This is a genomic window from uncultured Xanthomarina sp., assembly GCF_963971605.1.
In the GTDB taxonomy this organism is placed as follows: Bacteria; Bacteroidota; Bacteroidia; order Flavobacteriales; family Flavobacteriaceae; genus Xanthomarina; species Xanthomarina gelatinilytica.
The window spans coordinates 1-15,671 of sequence record NZ_CAXATZ010000052.1 but is presented as its reverse complement, the minus strand read 5'-3'; the positions used below and the strand labels follow the sequence as shown (position 1 = coordinate 15,671).

General features: G+C 38.3%; 11 protein-coding genes. 2 read left to right on the top strand and 9 right to left on the bottom strand.

Going from position 1 to position 15,671, the window contains the following annotated elements:
- Both bshA and AACY93_RS13060 read right to left on the bottom strand, forming a co-directional pair.
- Positions 1-812 (bottom strand): N-acetyl-alpha-D-glucosaminyl L-malate synthase BshA (gene bshA, locus AACY93_RS13065; RefSeq protein WP_287006508.1); only part of this gene is annotated, 812 nt, incomplete at its 3' end.
- A 57-nt stretch (positions 813-869) separates the two neighbouring features.
- Positions 870-3,785 (bottom strand): glycoside hydrolase family 3 N-terminal domain-containing protein, encoded by a 2,916-nt coding sequence (locus AACY93_RS13060; protein WP_286852486.1) that lies wholly within the window; start codon positions 3,783-3,785, stop codon positions 870-872.
- Between the two features lie 252 nt (positions 3,786-4,037).
- Between AACY93_RS13060 and AACY93_RS13055 the strand changes: the two genes are divergently transcribed.
- Both AACY93_RS13055 and AACY93_RS13050 read left to right on the top strand, forming a co-directional pair.
- Positions 4,038-4,409, top strand: a complete 372-nt coding sequence (locus AACY93_RS13055) for a DNA topoisomerase IV (protein WP_286827594.1) — start codon at positions 4,038-4,040, stop codon at positions 4,407-4,409.
- 1 nt (position 4,410) lies between these two features.
- Entirely contained in the window at positions 4,411-5,208 is a 798-nt protein-coding gene (locus AACY93_RS13050) for a TerC family protein (RefSeq protein WP_286827593.1), read from the top strand.
- Between the two features lie 74 nt (positions 5,209-5,282).
- Here the strand turns inward: AACY93_RS13050 and AACY93_RS13045 are convergent, their stop codons facing one another.
- The 7 genes from AACY93_RS13045 to AACY93_RS13015 all read right to left on the bottom strand — a co-directional run.
- Positions 5,283-8,222 (bottom strand): T9SS type A sorting domain-containing protein, encoded by a 2,940-nt coding sequence (locus AACY93_RS13045; protein WP_287006510.1) that lies wholly within the window; start codon positions 8,220-8,222, stop codon positions 5,283-5,285.
- Between the two features lie 257 nt (positions 8,223-8,479).
- On the bottom strand, positions 8,480-11,143 hold the full coding sequence (locus tag AACY93_RS13040; RefSeq protein ID WP_286852488.1) for a DNA gyrase/topoisomerase IV subunit A: 2,664 nt from the start codon (positions 11,141-11,143) through the stop codon (positions 8,480-8,482).
- Positions 11,140-11,625 carry a hypothetical protein gene (locus AACY93_RS13035; RefSeq protein WP_007650734.1) on the bottom strand — a complete coding sequence of 162 codons (486 nt, stop codon included), beginning with the start codon at positions 11,623-11,625 and terminating at the stop codon, positions 11,140-11,142. Before AACY93_RS13035 ends, AACY93_RS13040 begins: the two co-directional genes overlap by 4 nt.
- The gene (locus AACY93_RS13030; protein WP_286827588.1) at positions 11,622-13,481 is read right to left on the bottom strand and encodes a DNA topoisomerase IV subunit B; all 1,860 of its coding nucleotides are present in this window, start codon (positions 13,479-13,481) and stop codon (positions 11,622-11,624) included. Before AACY93_RS13030 ends, AACY93_RS13035 begins: the two co-directional genes overlap by 4 nt.
- A gap of 147 nt (positions 13,482-13,628) precedes the next feature.
- Positions 13,629-14,198: a hypothetical protein gene (locus AACY93_RS13025; protein WP_007650736.1), complete on the bottom strand. Its 570-nt coding sequence runs from the start codon at positions 14,196-14,198 to the stop codon at positions 13,629-13,631.
- A gap of 21 nt (positions 14,199-14,219) precedes the next feature.
- Positions 14,220-15,314 carry a redox-regulated ATPase YchF gene (gene ychF / locus AACY93_RS13020; protein ID WP_286827587.1) on the bottom strand — a complete coding sequence of 365 codons (1,095 nt, stop codon included), beginning with the start codon at positions 15,312-15,314 and terminating at the stop codon, positions 14,220-14,222.
- Positions 15,315-15,441: 127 nt separating this feature from the next.
- The coding region (locus tag AACY93_RS13015) for a hypothetical protein (protein ID WP_339612135.1) at positions 15,442-15,671 on the bottom strand (230 nt) is incomplete at its 5' end.

Below are 15,671 nucleotides of genomic sequence, written 5' to 3'. Positions count from 1 at the left end.
TAGCATAGAATTCGGTCTATTTCATGACTGTTGCCAAAGAAAACCACTTTGTCTTCAATTCCCAATTGGGCACATAATTGTTCTGCTGGCTCTTTTTCAGGCCCTTCGCCTACCATCATTAACTTGGCAGGCATTTCCTTTTGAATGTTGTAAAACACCTTTATCACATCTGGAATGCGTTTTACCTTCCTAAAGTTGCTGATGTGAGTAATGATTTTTTCGTCTTCGCTTGCCAACAAGTCTCGTTGACAATCTGTAAAATGAGGTGTATGTTTTGCAATATCAATAAAGTTTGTAACAACGTGAATGTCGTTTTTAATATCAAATAACCTCAAGGTGTCTTTTTTTAGGCTTTCGGAAACTGAAGTTACGGCATCTGATTTATTGATACTAAAAGTAACTGCTGTTTTATAAAAGGGATGACTCCCAACCAAGGTTATGTCTGTACCATGAAGGGTTGTTACTATGGGCAAGTATATACCTTCTTCCTGTAACATTTTTTTTGCCATGTAAGCAGCATAGGCATGTGGAATGGCATAATGTACATGTAGGACTTCTATTTTATGAAGCTTTACCATGTCAACCAATTTACTGGTTAGTGCCAATTCGTAAGGTTGATAGTGAAACAAAGGATACTCTGGGACTGTCACCTCATGAAAATGTACATGACTTCCCAAAAGTTCCAATCTTACGGGTTGTTTGTAAGTAATAAAGTGTACTTCGTGACCTCTTTTAGAGAGCTCGATTCCAAGTTCTGTAGCAACTACACCACTTCCTCCAAAGGTTGGATAACAAACAATTCCTATTTTCATTTTTTAAGTTTTTAAGTGTTTAAAGTGTGTAACCTTGACAAAACTTTAAGTACTTCATTAATCTATAATCGCTTCGTAAATGAGGCGTTGAATATCTGTTCTTATGTTTTCTTTTAGCAACAAATTAGAATCTGCTTTAGGATAGGTTCTATTTGCCAAAAACACATATACTATTTCTTCTTCTGGGTCTGCCCAAGCATAGGTTCCAGTAAAACCGGAATGTCCAAAACTGGTCATGGACACACAACCACAGGTTGGACCTTCGTCTCCTAATTGAGGCTTGTCGAAACCTATACCACGTCTGTTGTCTTTGTCACAAAAGTAACACGTATTAAACTCATCTACTGTGTCTGGTTTAAAATATCGTTTGCCTCCATAAAATCCTTTTTGCAAGAACAACTGCATGATTTTAGCCACATCGTTGGCATTGCTAAATATGCCTGCATGACCTCCTACTCCATTTTGCATGGCTGCTCCCATATCGTGAACATAACCATGAACTTCTTGGTACCTGTAATAATCGTCTATTTCTGTTGGTACAATTTTTTTGCCACTAAATTTGTTATACGGATTATAGGTGGTATAATTTGCACCCAAAGATTCGTAAAAATGTGTTTGTACCAGCTCGTCAAGTCCTTTGTCGTAATAAGTTTCAATATATTTCTTTAAAATGTAATATGGTAAATCGCTATATCTGTAACGCTCTCGATCCAAAAGATCTGTTTCCAATATTATTTTTTGAATTGAATCTTGATAATCGGTTCGCATGTATAAATTGTTTGCAATTTTCACACTGAATTTTTTACTGGGTTCTTTTCTGTAATATTTTGGGTCTGGATGTTTGGTAGAATCCAGCGTAGCATAATAAAATGGTATCCATGGTTTTAGTCTGGCGTAATGCGATAGCATCTTTTTTAAAGTGATGTTCTTTTTATTGGAATTGGCATATTCTGGAAGGATATCAGATAGTTTTGAATCCAATGAAACGATACCATTTTCCTCAAGCTCCATTAACAAAGGTAAAGTTGCCAAGATTTTAGTTAGTGAAGCCACATCGTAAATATCGTCGAAGCTTACAGGTTCTGAGCCTTTGTCGTAAGTATGTGTGCCAAAATTCTTGTTATAAACTACTTTACCTTTTCTGGCTACCAATAACTGAATTCCAGGTGTCATTTTCTTGTCTATGGCATATTGAGCAATGGAATCAAGCTTTTTAAGTTTTTCACTACTCATGCCTACACGTTCTGGTAAACCATAATTTAAACGGGATAGATTTGATAAGGCAATGCCATCTCCAGCATGAAAGCCGTTACCAACAGAAACAGGCAACACACCTTTTGCGGAAATGGCGCCAAATATTAATTGAGCCGATTTTTGCTGGGCAATTTCGCTATTTTGATAACTTACTACTATACTTTCAAAATTTTCAACTGTCGCTAAATTTAGTAAAGCATAAGGTTTTACAAACAAATCCAGAATCACGTTGTTGGTTCTTGCAATTTCGTATAACCAAACCAATTCCTTATCTGAAAAGGCATAATCTTTCCATGGCGAATCGTTGGATCGATGAAATCCAACGATAACAGTGTTGTAGGCAGATAATTTGGTTATCAACTCATCCAGATTGTCGGCAGACACCTCATGCACTTTGGTGTATTTTTGTAATTCTTTTAGAAATATAGAACCATCATCGTCTCCCATTTGCACATAAGCAATCTTCTTTTTTTCCAATTTTCTTATTGGAAGGACCTCGTCTTTGTTTTTTAGAACGGTTATGGCATTTTCAAAAAGGATTTCAGAAAGTGTTTCGTCTTTAATTCTGTTTAAATCTTGAATTAAATGTTTGGTTTCAATAGGTTTATATTTGTTTAAGCCCACTTTATATTTGGCTTGAAGGATTTTTTTTACTGAATGCGACAAACGCTCTTCGGTTACAATACCAGCATCATATGCTTCCATGATTTTTGTTATGGCTTTAGGAACATCTTCAGAAATCAAGAGCACATCGTTTCCAGCCAAAAAAGCAGCGAGATCTATGTCTCCAGGCAAACTGAAATTGGAAGCTCCTTTCATGTTTAGAGCATCTGTATATATCAAGCCTTGAAACTGTAAGGAATCTTTTAATATATCTGTGACTATATGATGTGACAAAGATGAAGGAACTCCTTCTTGTGGTTCCAAAGCAGGAACGTTTAAGTGGGCAACCATCACACTGGACAATCCTTGTTTTATTAATGATCTATACGGATATAATTCTACCGAATCTATTCGTTTTTCATCAAAATGTATGGTTGGCAAGGTTTTATGCGAGTCACTATCTGTATCTCCATGACCTGGAAAATGCTTGGCATTGGCCAATACGCCAGCCTCTTGCATACCTTTCATAAAAGCTAAGGCTTTGTTGGTAACATTGTCCCTATCTTCCCCAAAAGACCTGTTCCCAATTATGGGGTTTATAGGGTTGGTATTGATGTCAACCACAGGTGCAAAATTAAAATGAACCCCTAAACGCTTACAGTGTTCTCCCAATTGTTTTCCTACTTGTTCAATAAGGCTATTATCTGTTATGGCTCCAAGGGTCATGTTCCAAGGAAACGCATAAGTATTTTCCAATCTCATGCTTAAACCCCATTCGGCATCCATACCTATCAACAAAGGTATTTTAGAGGCATCCTGAAATATATTGTTTATCCTAGCCTGACTCATTGGATCCCCTTTTGAAAAAATAATCCCTCCAATGTGGTGGTTGGTTATTAATTGACTGATTAGGTTTTCATGTGCCAAACCTTGATTGGAAAAAGCCTGTACCATAAAAAGCTGTCCTATTTTTTCTTCCAAACTCATCTGATTGTACAAACTATCAACCCATTTTTGTTGCGCTTCGGCATCCTTGGCTATTAGAGGGTTTGTTGTTTGTGAGAACAGGCTCCAAGAGGTACATAAAAAAAATATCAGATATAATAAGTGGCGCATATATTTATACTTTGAGAAGCTATTTACGGTTATGTTTTAAAACTATGCCAAAATAGTACTTTTAAAAAGAAGATTAAAAAACTTTAAGATAGTTTTATAAAGTTAATATTAACCACACAAACGCTGTTTAGTCATTTTTTATTTTCAAATTCAAAAAATTATCCACGCCCACGTTTTATGAACTTCTTTTAGTACTTTTGAATAATTATTTGATTAAATTTTTTTCCATTCTTTAATATTTAAAAATTGCATATGAAATATGTTTCTGGTTTTTTGCTGCTCTTATTGTTCACTGCTTGTTATGAAGTTGAACGCCATTGCGAAAACTTTCAAACAGGCACCTTTTACAGTGAAATTACCATAGATGGTAAGATTTACAGATCGGAATTTACAAGAACCAAAGACCTTCAAATTGAAACGTATAATAACAAAGTGGACTCGTCTCAGGTAAGATGGATCAACGACTGCGAAGTTGTTTTTAAAACCATCAACCCTAAAAGTATGGCAGAAGAAAAGGACATCCACTTAAAGATATTAGTGACTACCGATTCCACTTACACCTTTGAATATTCGTATGTTGGAGAAAAAACCAAACAAAAAGGGATTGCAACAAAAATAAAGTAAGATGTTAGAGTTTTTATTATCTGGAGATGCCATCATGGCGTTGTTAACATTAACATTTCTGGAAATTATTCTAGGAATAGACAATATTGTTTTCATTTCTATTGCTGCCAATAAACTCCCGGAACATCAAAGGGCCAAGGCTACAAATATTGGACTTATTTTGGCTATGGTTCAAAGAATCATCCTCTTGTTTTTTGTTTCTTTTTTAATTGGTCTTAAAGAACCTTTTTATACCGTTGAAACCAACTGGTTACATATTGGTATTAGTGGTCAGGCCGTTATACTGTTCTTGGGTGGCTTGTTTTTAATCTATAAGAGTACGTCTGAAATTAGGGAAAAAGTAGAAACTCCGTCTCATGATGAAGATCAAGTAAAAGGCAAGAAAATCAAATCTCTATCCCAAGCCATTACACAAATCTTGATTATAGACTTTATTTTTTCCATAGATTCCATTTTAACTGCTGTTGGAATGACCAATGGCTTGCATCCAAACCATAATTATGCATTGGTATTAATGATTATTGCTGTGGTTATTTCAATTATCATCATGATTGTTTTTGCAAACCCAATTAGAAAGTTTATTGATGAACATCCAAGTATGCAAATCTTGGGCTTAGCCTTTTTGATCCTTATTGGCTTTATGTTGATAACCGAAGCAGCTCACTTATCTGAAACTTCCATTTTTGATCAAACTGTTGGAGCCATCCCTAAAGGATATCTGTATTTTGCGATAGCTTTTTCTTTATTTGTGGAATTTCTAAATTTTAAAATGCAGAAAAAACGATTAAGTAATAAATAAGCTTCTTTCAATATAGAAAAAGACCATTCACAAATACGGAATGGTCTTTTTTTGTTTTAAAGGTTTTTAAAGGTTTATCTTTTAATTATTTTATGGGTTGTTATATTCCCATTTACTGTAGATCTTAAGAAATAAGCTCCTTGGCTTAAACTGGAAAAATCCAGGGTAACCTCCATGGTTTTTGGACTTAAGTCCATAACCTTTTGACCAAGCATGTTTATAACTTCTATGGAATCTATATCTTGTTTGGCATTTACATGTAACAATCCTGTGGTTGGATTTGGATAATAATTGAATTGAGTAGCTGAAAATTCATCTACAGACAAAGCGCCACAAGTTACATTGGCAATCCAACCTGTTTCGGTAACACTTCCATCTGAAGTGAAAACCATGGTCAGAGCACCAGACGCATCCGAGGATGTAAAAGCATCACCTACAGAAAGTAAACTTGTTGCTACAGAAGGGACCCCTCCATCACCACTTTCTTCACCACATAAAGTTTGGGCCAATACTGGAAATGTTGCATCAGGTCCATCATAAATAGTTAAATAATCCCAACAACCATCTTGAGTACCGGTTCCTGTTGCCGATTCAATATCCACATAGGTAAAGGTAATGGTTACATACTCTCCTGCCACATCAGGTGTTATGGTAGTGGTAGTGCTCTCGTTTACGGCATAGTTTCCTGAAACACCTCCAGAGTCCACAAATGTGCCACCACATACAGGTGGTGCTGCTTCAGTGGTGAAAGTGTCTAAATCTGTTGCAGACATGCCTGCTGTATCACAATCAGCTATAATGTAAGCATCATATGTGGTTGCAGCCATTAATCCTGTGGCTGTAGCAGTATTTGTTCCAAAAGGCACATTTTCGGTATAAACAGGTGTTGCTGTTTGTGGATCATCTCCATTATTAAAAACGCTAAACACATAACCATTGCTGGCATTGGCTGTTTCATCCCAAGTATAGGTTGCCGTAGTATCTGTAGTTGCTGTATTGGTGAAAGTCCCTGGCGTTACACAACTTGGTGGTGGCCCACAAGTAACATCTGCCAACCAACCTGTTTCTTGAATGCTTCCATCGGAAGTGAACACAAAAGTTAATGCTCCTGAAGCATCCGTAGAAGTAAACGACATACCAATGGACAACAAACTACTTCCCACAGATGGAACACCTCCATCACCACTTTCTTCGCCACAAAGTGTTTGAGCCAAAACAGGATGGCTTGTATCTGGACCGTTATAAACAGTTAAGAAATCCCAACAACCATCTTGTGTTCCAGTTCCTGTAGACGATTCAATATCCACATAGGTAAACGTCACTGTAACAACATCTCCAGGGTTGTCTGGAGTTATAGTGGTTGTGGTATTTTCGTTAGGTAGATATGGCCCGGTGGCACCACCAAGATCTGCATATGTACCACCACAAACAGGAGGCGCTATGTCTGTTTCAAAAGTTAAGGAAATGGCATTGGACAGACCATTTGTATCGCAATCTGCCGTTATATAAGCATCGTACATGGTTTGAGCCATTAATGGTGTGGCTGTAGCTGTTAGAGTTCCTGAAGCTATGTTTTCTGTATAAACCGGAGTGTCAGTAAGAGGGTCGTCTCCAGCGTTAAAAACACTAAAGATATAACCATTGGAAGCGCCTGTTACTGCATCCCAAGAAAATGTGGCTGACGTATCTGTTATGGTTCCTGCAACAAAATTTACAGGGTCTGGACAGGAAATAAGCAAGCTTAACTCAAAATCGAAAGCAGCAGCATCATTGGCATCATCCCATTCTATGAGGTAGGTTGTTCCACTTACTACAGGAATGACCAATGTGGACGTGTTATTGGCACCTGAATTGTCATCGGAGGCAATACAGGTTAAATTCATACAATCATTGTTATAAACCGAAACCCTAGTATCTATACCAGAATTTGAAGCTAAATCTGATGTAATTGTCAAATCTCCTGAATTCGTTGCCGTATATCTGTACCATTCGGCATTGGTTGCTCCGGTTAAGCAAACATTGGAAGCTCCTGCACTTGAATTTGAAGGTCCGTTTGAGTTTATAATCCCTAAACCAATGGTAATGGCATCGTCACATACAAAATTGTTATCTATTCCTATAGGACCATCAATGGTAAACATACCCAATTCAGCGTTGTTACTATTTACGGTTCCAACAGCAGTTGCTGTTCCTGTGGAAACATCCACAGTATAAATATTGTTTACACCTCCTCCAATATATCCAGCCATATATAAGGTATTGGATACAGGGTCTACATCTGCTTCTTGAGCAAAGGAAATATCCACTCCTAAAGGCCCCACCAATGTAGCAGCTCCTGTACTTGGGTTAAGGGTATAAAAATTGTCATTACCTATATCTGCCATGTAAATAATGCCATTGTTATCAATGGCAATCCAAATCCCTAGAGTGGTGCCTGTTGGTCCTACCAAGGTTAAAGCACCTGTACTTAAGTTTAAAGTGTACAAGTTGGTAGTGGTTCCATCAGTTGTAAGTGCATACATGGTAGAATTGTTTTTATTCCATGACAAGCCAGAATATGTAACTCCTGCAGCAGCTCCAGTAAGAGGTGCCACAACAGTTATGGCTCCTGTATCTGGATCTATGGACAGCAAATTGGCATTGGTGGTTTCCAAAGCATACAAGGTTCCAGTAACATCGAAATCGGAAGCATAGATGTCGTTTGGAATTGTTGCAATATTGGAAATATTAAAAGGACCTGTTAAAGGAAAACTCCCATAAATCCCACCATTTCTAACATCTAAAGCATAAACATCTCCAGTGGCTCTAAATGTGCTGTTTGATATTTCTGAAGACTGGTAATAATTCTTTAAAATCTGCCTTTCTTCTTTACTGAGTAAATTAGCAGGCTCCCTTACAGCCATATTGCTGACGGATTGAACTTTTTCCAAAACCTTTTCCACTTCAGTAGGAAGGTAGGATTCTCTGGTTGTTTGCGCGTAAACTGACGTAACAAATAACGTAACTGTAAGCATAAACAGCTGTTTTAATGTAGTATTTTTCATAAAAAATAAGGATTGATTAACACCTAAAAATACAAAACAAAACTTAATAAACATCATTTTAATGAAAAATGAACGTAGTTAAGTTATTAACAATTAGGTAATTGAGCCTTATGATTGTCTTTTAAAAAGGTTTATAACCCTCATTTATATGGTTCCTTCAGTTTAAGTGAAGAATAAAAAAAGTCTGGTTAAATTAACCAGACTTTTAATAAACCTTATTAATGAATTTAGAACAAGGTGATTTGACCTTTTCCGTCCAAACTGTCTGAATCACCATTATCTTGGTCAGTTTTTTTTGAGGGGTCATTTGATTTATCTGATTTGCTTTCGTTAGAAACATCGGTTTCATCTACCACTTCTATATCTTCAGCTGGTGTTTCTTCTGGAGCTTCGTATGGTAAGGGATCCAACAAACTTACCTGATTTATTTTATCCTTGGTTAACTGATTGCCTTGAGCTGTAATTCCTTTTACGGCAATAAATTCCTCAAAGTTTACTTCCATATTGTCTTTTCTGTCTTTGCCTCTTTCTTTGGTGAATTCTACTTCAGCCATCGGTCTCCAGTCTGTAGAGACAATTTCCAATTGTGAATTGGGATGATCGGAAATAAAGCGTTCTTCTTTGGATTCGTTTTCTACCACAAAACGCTTCACATAATAACGTTCTTTTTCGCCATCAAAATAAATGGCTGAAATGGGTTTTTTAGGAATCCATTTTTCCATAACAATCATGTCATCGTCAAAATGTGTGGTAATTTCTGGAATAATGGTTTTAACGGTTCCCGATTGTGTAATGATAAGGATCCTGTCTTCTCCCCGAAATTCTCCAACCAATTCCCCTCGCTCATCAACATTTAAGCGTTGCACTGTATCGTCGAACCAAATTTTACGTGGCTTTAGAGTGGAAACACCTTTTTCTTTTAGTTCTACTTTTTTAATGGCATGTTTGGTGACCTTATTCCCTTTGGAAGCACGCCCTTTAATCAAGACATCGGCAAAATCCAAGTCCCATTTTAATTTTTTGATACTGCCTACCTGCCTTAAGTAAATGGTAACCATTTCTGCCTCTCCATTAGGGTTGGCGGAAAAATACCATACCAAGGAGCCTTTGTTGCCATTGGTTAAATCGTATTCTTTATCACGTGTAATGGAAGTTACAGCAAAACGTTTAACGTACGATGGACCTTTGCTGCCATCTCTATAAATCATGTTGTAAATGGTGCGCTTGTCTTTTTTCTTGAACACAGCCACATGAATGATGTCTTTGCCTACAAAGGTTTTGGCATCTACTTTGCTCACCATCATTTTACCTTCTTTGGTAAAGACAATAATGTCGTCTATATCACTACAATCGCAAACATATTCATCTTTTTTAAGTGAGGTTCCCACAAAACCTTCAGCTCTATTTACGTATAGTTTGGTGTTTCTTATAACTACTTTGGTGGCATCTACATCATCAAAGGTTCTAATTTCTGTTTTTCTTTCCCTGCCTTTTCCATAATCTTTTTTAAGCCTTTCAAAATATGCAATGGCATAATCTATCAAATGTGCCAAATGATGTTTTACTTGTGCTATTTGATCTTCTAAGGCATCTATTTTTTGTTGGGCCTTATCGATATCGAATTTGGAAATACGTTTGATGCGAATTTCTGTAAGTCTTACAATATCTTCTTCTAAAACTTCACGTTTTAAGTGTTTGGTATGGGGTTTCAACCCTTTATCTATGGCTTGGATGACGCCTTCCCAGGTTTCTTCTTCTTCTATATCGCGATAGATACGGTTTTCTATAAAGATGCGTTCCAAGGAAGCAAAATGCCATTGTTCTTCGAACTCGCCCAATTGAATTTCCAATTCACTTTTTAAAAGCTGAACCGTATTATCAGTAGAACGACGAAGCATTTCTGTGACACCCACAAATAAGGGCTTGTTGTCTTCAATGACACAGCCTAAAGGCGATATGGAACTTTCGCAACTGGTAAAGGCATACAGGGCATCGATGGTTTTGTCTGGTGAAATACCACTAGGCAAATGCACCAATATCTCGACTTCGGCAGCTGTATTGTCTTCAATTTTCTTGATTTTTATTTTCCCTTTGTCGTTGGCTTTTAAAATGGAATCTATTAGTGATGAGGTATTGGTTCCATAAGGGATTTCGGTAATGACCAAGGTGTTTTTGTCCAATTGGGAGATTTTGGCCCTTACACGAACCCTTCCTCCCCGCATCCCATCGTTATAATTGCTGATATCTATAATTCCAGCCGTAGGAAAATCTGGATAGAGCGTGAATTTTTTTCCTTTTAGGTGTTTTATGGAAGCATCAATGAGTTCAATAAAATTATGAGGTAGGATTTTGGTTGAAAGCCCTACAGCTATCCCCTCTCCACCTTGAGCCAAGAGCAAGGGAAACATGACCGGAAGGTTCACGGGCTCTTTCCGTCTGCCATCGTAAGAGGCTTGCCATTCGGTAATTTTAGGGTTGTAAACCACATCCAAGGCAAATTTGGACAAACGTGCTTCTATATAACGGGCAGCGGCAGCACTATCTCCTGTTAGGATATTTCCCCAGTTTCCCTGTGTATCAATCAAGAGGTCTTTTTGGCCAATTTGCACCATGGCATCAGCAATACTGGCATCGCCATGAGGATGGTACTGCATGGTATGGCCCACAATATTGGCTACTTTGTTGTAACGTCCATCATCCAAATCTTTCATGGAATGCATGATGCGACGTTGTACGGGTTTAAAGCCGTCTTCAATTGCTGGGACAGCACGTTCCAGAATTACATAAGAGGCGTAATCCAAAAACCAGTCTTTAAACATGCCAGAAACCTTGGTAATGGTTTCGTGGTTCTCTTCTTGTTCATTTAACAAATCGTCGTTCTCTTCACTCATGAATCGGTAGATTTTCTATTTTGTTTAATCATTTTACTTAATGACTGTTTGATGTATTTTCTCTTTTTCTTTGAAACCAATGTTACATTAAAACGTTCCTTTCTGGTATGTCCATGGGTATCTTTTATATATAAAACCAATTCTTTATAAACCAGGTAATTGTTGAACTTAAATCCGGCCAATCTGTCCTTGTAAAATTCTACCGTGTATTCCCTGTAATTAAAATGGTCTGACAATAGCAATCCCTTGTTGGTGACCACCACTTTTATTCCATCGCTATCGTATTCAAAATATTTTGAGATAAAATGAACCAGAAAAAAAAGGACAGCAAAGCTTAAAATAAGGATTAGAAAAGTGGCCAATGGATTATCGGTTACATCACTGAAAGCCCTAAATACCGTTGCTAAAAGTATGGCAAGGACTATCAGCACAAAATACACCGAAATTATAACATTTCTTACTTTGTGGTTATTGGTTCTCATATATTTTCTTCTACTAAATCCAACTCCACTTTTAAGTTGTCAATAATAAAGTCCTGCCTGCTTGGTGTGTTTTTTCCCATGTAGAAGGAAAGCAACTCTTCTATGGACATGTCTTTGTCCAACATGACTGGGTCCAAACGTATGTCTTCTCCAATAAAATGGACAAACTCGTCCGGAGAAATTTCACCAAGCCCTTTAAAGCGTGTGATTTCCGGTTTTGGTTTTAATTTCTCTATGGCTTCTTTTCGTTCTTCTTCAGAATAACAATAAATGGTTTCCTTTTTATTTCTTACCCTAAACAAAGGGGTTTGTAAGATGTATAGATGCCCTTCTTTAATGACTTCTGGGAAAAACTGCAGGAAGAAGGTGATCAACAACAAACGGATGTGCATGCCATCTACATCGGCATCTGTAGCAATTACCACATTGTTGTAACGTAAATCCTCTAGGGATTCTTCAATATTTAAAGCTGCTTGAAGTAGGTTGAACTCTTCGTTTTCGTACACAATTTTTTTACTTAAACCATAACAGTTTAGGGGTTTCCCTTTTAGGCTGAATACTGCTTGGGTGTTTACATCCCTGGACTTGGTGATACTACCTGAAGCCGAATCCCCCTCTGTAATGAATAAGGTGGTTTCCAGATATCTTTCGTTTTTGGTATCGCCAAAATGCACACGGCAGTCGCGAAGCTTTTTATTGTGTAGGTTTGCTTTTTTTGCCCTGTCTTTGGCCAGTTTCCTAATTCCTGAAAGCTCTTTGCGCTCGCGTTCTGCCTGAAGGATTTTACGTTGAATCTTTTCGGCTGTGTCTGGGTTTTTATGTAGGTAATTGTCCAGATGGGTCTTAAGAAAGTCGTTTACAAAGGTACGAACGGTAGGCAGCTTGCCTCCCATGTCTGTAGACCCCAATTTGGTTTTGGTTTGACTCTCGAACACGGGTTCCATGACTTTGATGGAAATAGCAGAGACTACGGATTTCCGGATGTCTGAGGCTTCGTAGTTTTTTCCATAGAACTCTCTAAGGGTTTTAACCAAGGCTTCCCTAAAGGCCGACAAATGGGTTCCACCTTGTGTGGTGTTCTGACCATTTACAAAGGAATGATATTCTTCACTATATTGTGTTTTGCTATGTGTTAGGGCCACTTCTATATCGTCTCCTTTTAAATGAATAATAGGATACAACATGTCTGAATCTTTAATGTTTTCTGACAATAGATCTTTTAGGCCGTTTTCACTGAAGTACTTTTCGCCATTGAAAATAATGGTTAAGCCTGTGTTTAAGTACACATAGTTTTTGAGCATTTTAACCACATACTCGTTTCTGTACTTGTAGTTTTTAAAGATGGTATCGTCTGGGACAAAGGACACTTTGGTCCCTTTTCTTCGGGAGGTATCGTCCAGGAGTTCTTGATTGCTTAGGTTTCCTTGTTCAAATTCGGCAGAAGCCGATTTATTGTCCCTAGTGGATTCTACCCTAAAGTATGAGGAAAGGGCATTTACGGCTTTGGTACCAACACCATTTAAACCTACCGATTTTTTAAAGGCTTTGGAATCGTATTTTCCACCTGTATTCATTTTGGACACTACGTCTACCACTTTGCCCAAAGGGATGCCACGACCGTAATCGCGAACTGTAACTTTGTTGCCGTGAATGGACACGTCTATGGTTTTTCCGGCACCCATAACATATTCGTCTATGGAGTTGTCCAGAACTTCTTTTAAAAGAATATAGATACCATCATCTGGTGAAGATCCATCACCCAGCTTCCCAATATACATTCCGGGACGCATGCGTATGTGTTCTTTCCAGTCGAGGGAGCGTATGTTGTCTTCGGTATAATTGGATTGTTCAGTCATAAAATGGGTGCAATTTTTAGGTACGATGCTAATATAAGGTTTCGCGCTAAAATATAAAATACCGAGCCCACAAAGTAATTAACAATAAAAACGCCCATGTTGTTGAGAACATAGGCTATTTTTTATGTTGTTTTGGTTATTGCGTGTTTAAAAGGCGTAACCTATTCTTGCATGAAGATTGACAGCGACGTCGCTCTTGTTGTTAATATTGTATTCTTCTCTGTAGTGAATGTATCCGATGCCAAAACCTGCTTCGTAGTTGAAGTGTTTGCCCAGGTTTCTTCTGATGCCCCAGGTTGGAATAACCATAAAGTCTGATGCCATATTTACTTCTCTATTTGAATCTGTAAGGAACAGATTGGGGTTATAGCTGGTTTTTAGGGAGATGAAATTGCCACTGTTACCATCTATACGTTTGCCTTTGTTGAGGCGTTTGTTTAGGTTGTAGTAAAAACGGGGTTCTAAGGTAAATACAGGAATCAAGCCCAAACCTTTTTGGTTTGTATAGGTGTTTTCCCAGGTACCGAGATCCAATCCTGTTTCTGCCCTTAATGCAAATTTATTGGAGAGTTTGAATTCTCCATGAACCCAGAGACCCGAAAAACCCGTTTGAATGCCAAAGACGGCTGTTTCAACTGTTGCTGTTTGTTTCTTGTCTTGGGCATGGCCATGAAGAATAGCGCCATATAGTATGGCCACGATTAAAAGGTGTTTCATTTAAGTTGTATTTGGGGTTTGTTACACGTTAAAAAGGAAGTGCATGACATCGCCATCTTTTACGATGTAGTTTTTTCCTTCGACACGCATTTTTCCTGCTTCTTTTACTTTTGCTTCGCTGCCATAGTGCACGTAATCTTCATAAGCTATGACTTCGGCACGGATGAAGCCTTTTTCAAAATCGGTGTGGATGACACCTGCTGCTTGTGGTGCCGTGGCGCCTATGTCTATGGTCCAAGCGCGTACTTCTTTAACACCTGCTGTGAAATAGGTTTGCTGGTTAAGGAGTTTGTATGCCGCACGAATGAGTTTTGAGGAGCCCGGTTCGTCTAAACCGATGTCTGATAAGAACATTTGGCGTTCTTCGTAATCGTCGAGTTCGTTTATGTCTGCTTCTGTACCCACAGCCAGAACCAATACTTCGGCGTTTTCGTTTTTTACGGCTTCTTTAACCTGTTCTACATATTTATTTCCGGTTACAGCTGCTCCTTCGTCTACATTGCAAACGTACATAACCGGTTTGTCTGTAATGAACTGGCTGGGTTTTACAAAATCGAGGTAGTCTTCTTCTGAGAAATCCAAAGCCCTTACGGAGGTACCTGCTTCGAGACCTGCTTTTATTTTAAGGAGTACGGCCTCTTCTTTTTGGGCGTCTTTATTGCCTGTTTTTGCAGCGCGTTTTACTTTGTCGAGTTTTTTATCGACGGTTTCGAGGTCTTTTAATTGGAGTTCCATATCGATGGTTTCCTTGTCCCGAATGGGGTTGATGTTGCCATCGACATGTACGATGTTATCGTTATCGAAACAACGCAGTACGTGCAGGATGGCATCGGTTTCCCGGATGTTTGCCAGGAACTGGTTGCCTAGCCCCTCTCCTTTGCTGGCTCCTTTTACCAAGCCGGCAATGTCTACAATTTCTACGGTTGCAGGTAATACGCGTTCTGGTTTTACCAAGGCTTCCAGTTTTTGTAGTCTGGGATCTGGAACGTTTACCACCCCAATGTTGGGCTCTATGGTGCAAAACGGAAAGTTGGCACTTTGCGCTTTGGCATTTGACAAACAATTAAAAAGGGTTGATTTCCCTACGTTTGGTAATCCGACAATTCCTGCTTTCATTAGATGATATTTATTGTTTTCAAGGGTCTCCTGTTATATCTATTCTAGCTTTTTTTTGTATGGTGAAGTCTAGAAATAGATATTTATGCGTTTTATTTTAAGGTTGCAAATATAATTAACCTAGGCATTAGTAGAAACAAAAAAGTATAAATAATGTTTGGGGTTTTTGGTGTTTGGTTTGTGATTTGTGGTGCTCCATCACTGGGCTACGACAGGCAATCACTGAAGTCCAACGGGCAATCACTGAAGTCCAACGCTCCATCACTGAAGTCCAACGCTCCATCACTGAAGTCCAACACTCCATCACTGAAGTCCAACGCTCCATCACTGAAGTCCAACGCTCCATCACTGAAGTCC

Excerpts from the sequence above, each read along its gene's own strand:
- AACY93_RS13060 (WP_286852486.1), bottom strand. The coding sequence starts at position 3,785 with ATGCGCCACTTATTATATCTGATATTTTTTTTATGTACCTCTTGGAGC.
- AACY93_RS13055 (WP_286827594.1), top strand. The coding sequence starts at position 4,038 with ATGAAATATGTTTCTGGTTTTTTGCTGCTCTTATTGTTCACTGCTTGT.
- AACY93_RS13035 (WP_007650734.1), bottom strand. The coding sequence starts at position 11,625 with ATGAGAACCAATAACCACAAAGTAAGAAATGTTATAATTTCGGTGTAT.
- AACY93_RS13040 (WP_286852488.1), bottom strand. The coding sequence starts at position 11,143 with ATGAGTGAAGAGAACGACGATTTGTTAAATGAACAAGAAGAGAACCAC.
- AACY93_RS13045 (WP_287006510.1), bottom strand. The coding sequence starts at position 8,222 with ATGCTTACAGTTACGTTATTTGTTACGTCAGTTTACGCGCAAACAACC.
- ychF (WP_286827587.1), bottom strand. The coding sequence starts at position 15,314 with ATGAAAGCAGGAATTGTCGGATTACCAAACGTAGGGAAATCAACCCTT.
- AACY93_RS13030 (WP_286827588.1), bottom strand. The coding sequence starts at position 13,481 with ATGACTGAACAATCCAATTATACCGAAGACAACATACGCTCCCTCGAC.
- AACY93_RS13050 (WP_286827593.1), top strand. The coding sequence starts at position 4,411 with ATGTTAGAGTTTTTATTATCTGGAGATGCCATCATGGCGTTGTTAACA.
- AACY93_RS13025 (WP_007650736.1), bottom strand. The coding sequence starts at position 14,198 with ATGAAACACCTTTTAATCGTGGCCATACTATATGGCGCTATTCTTCAT.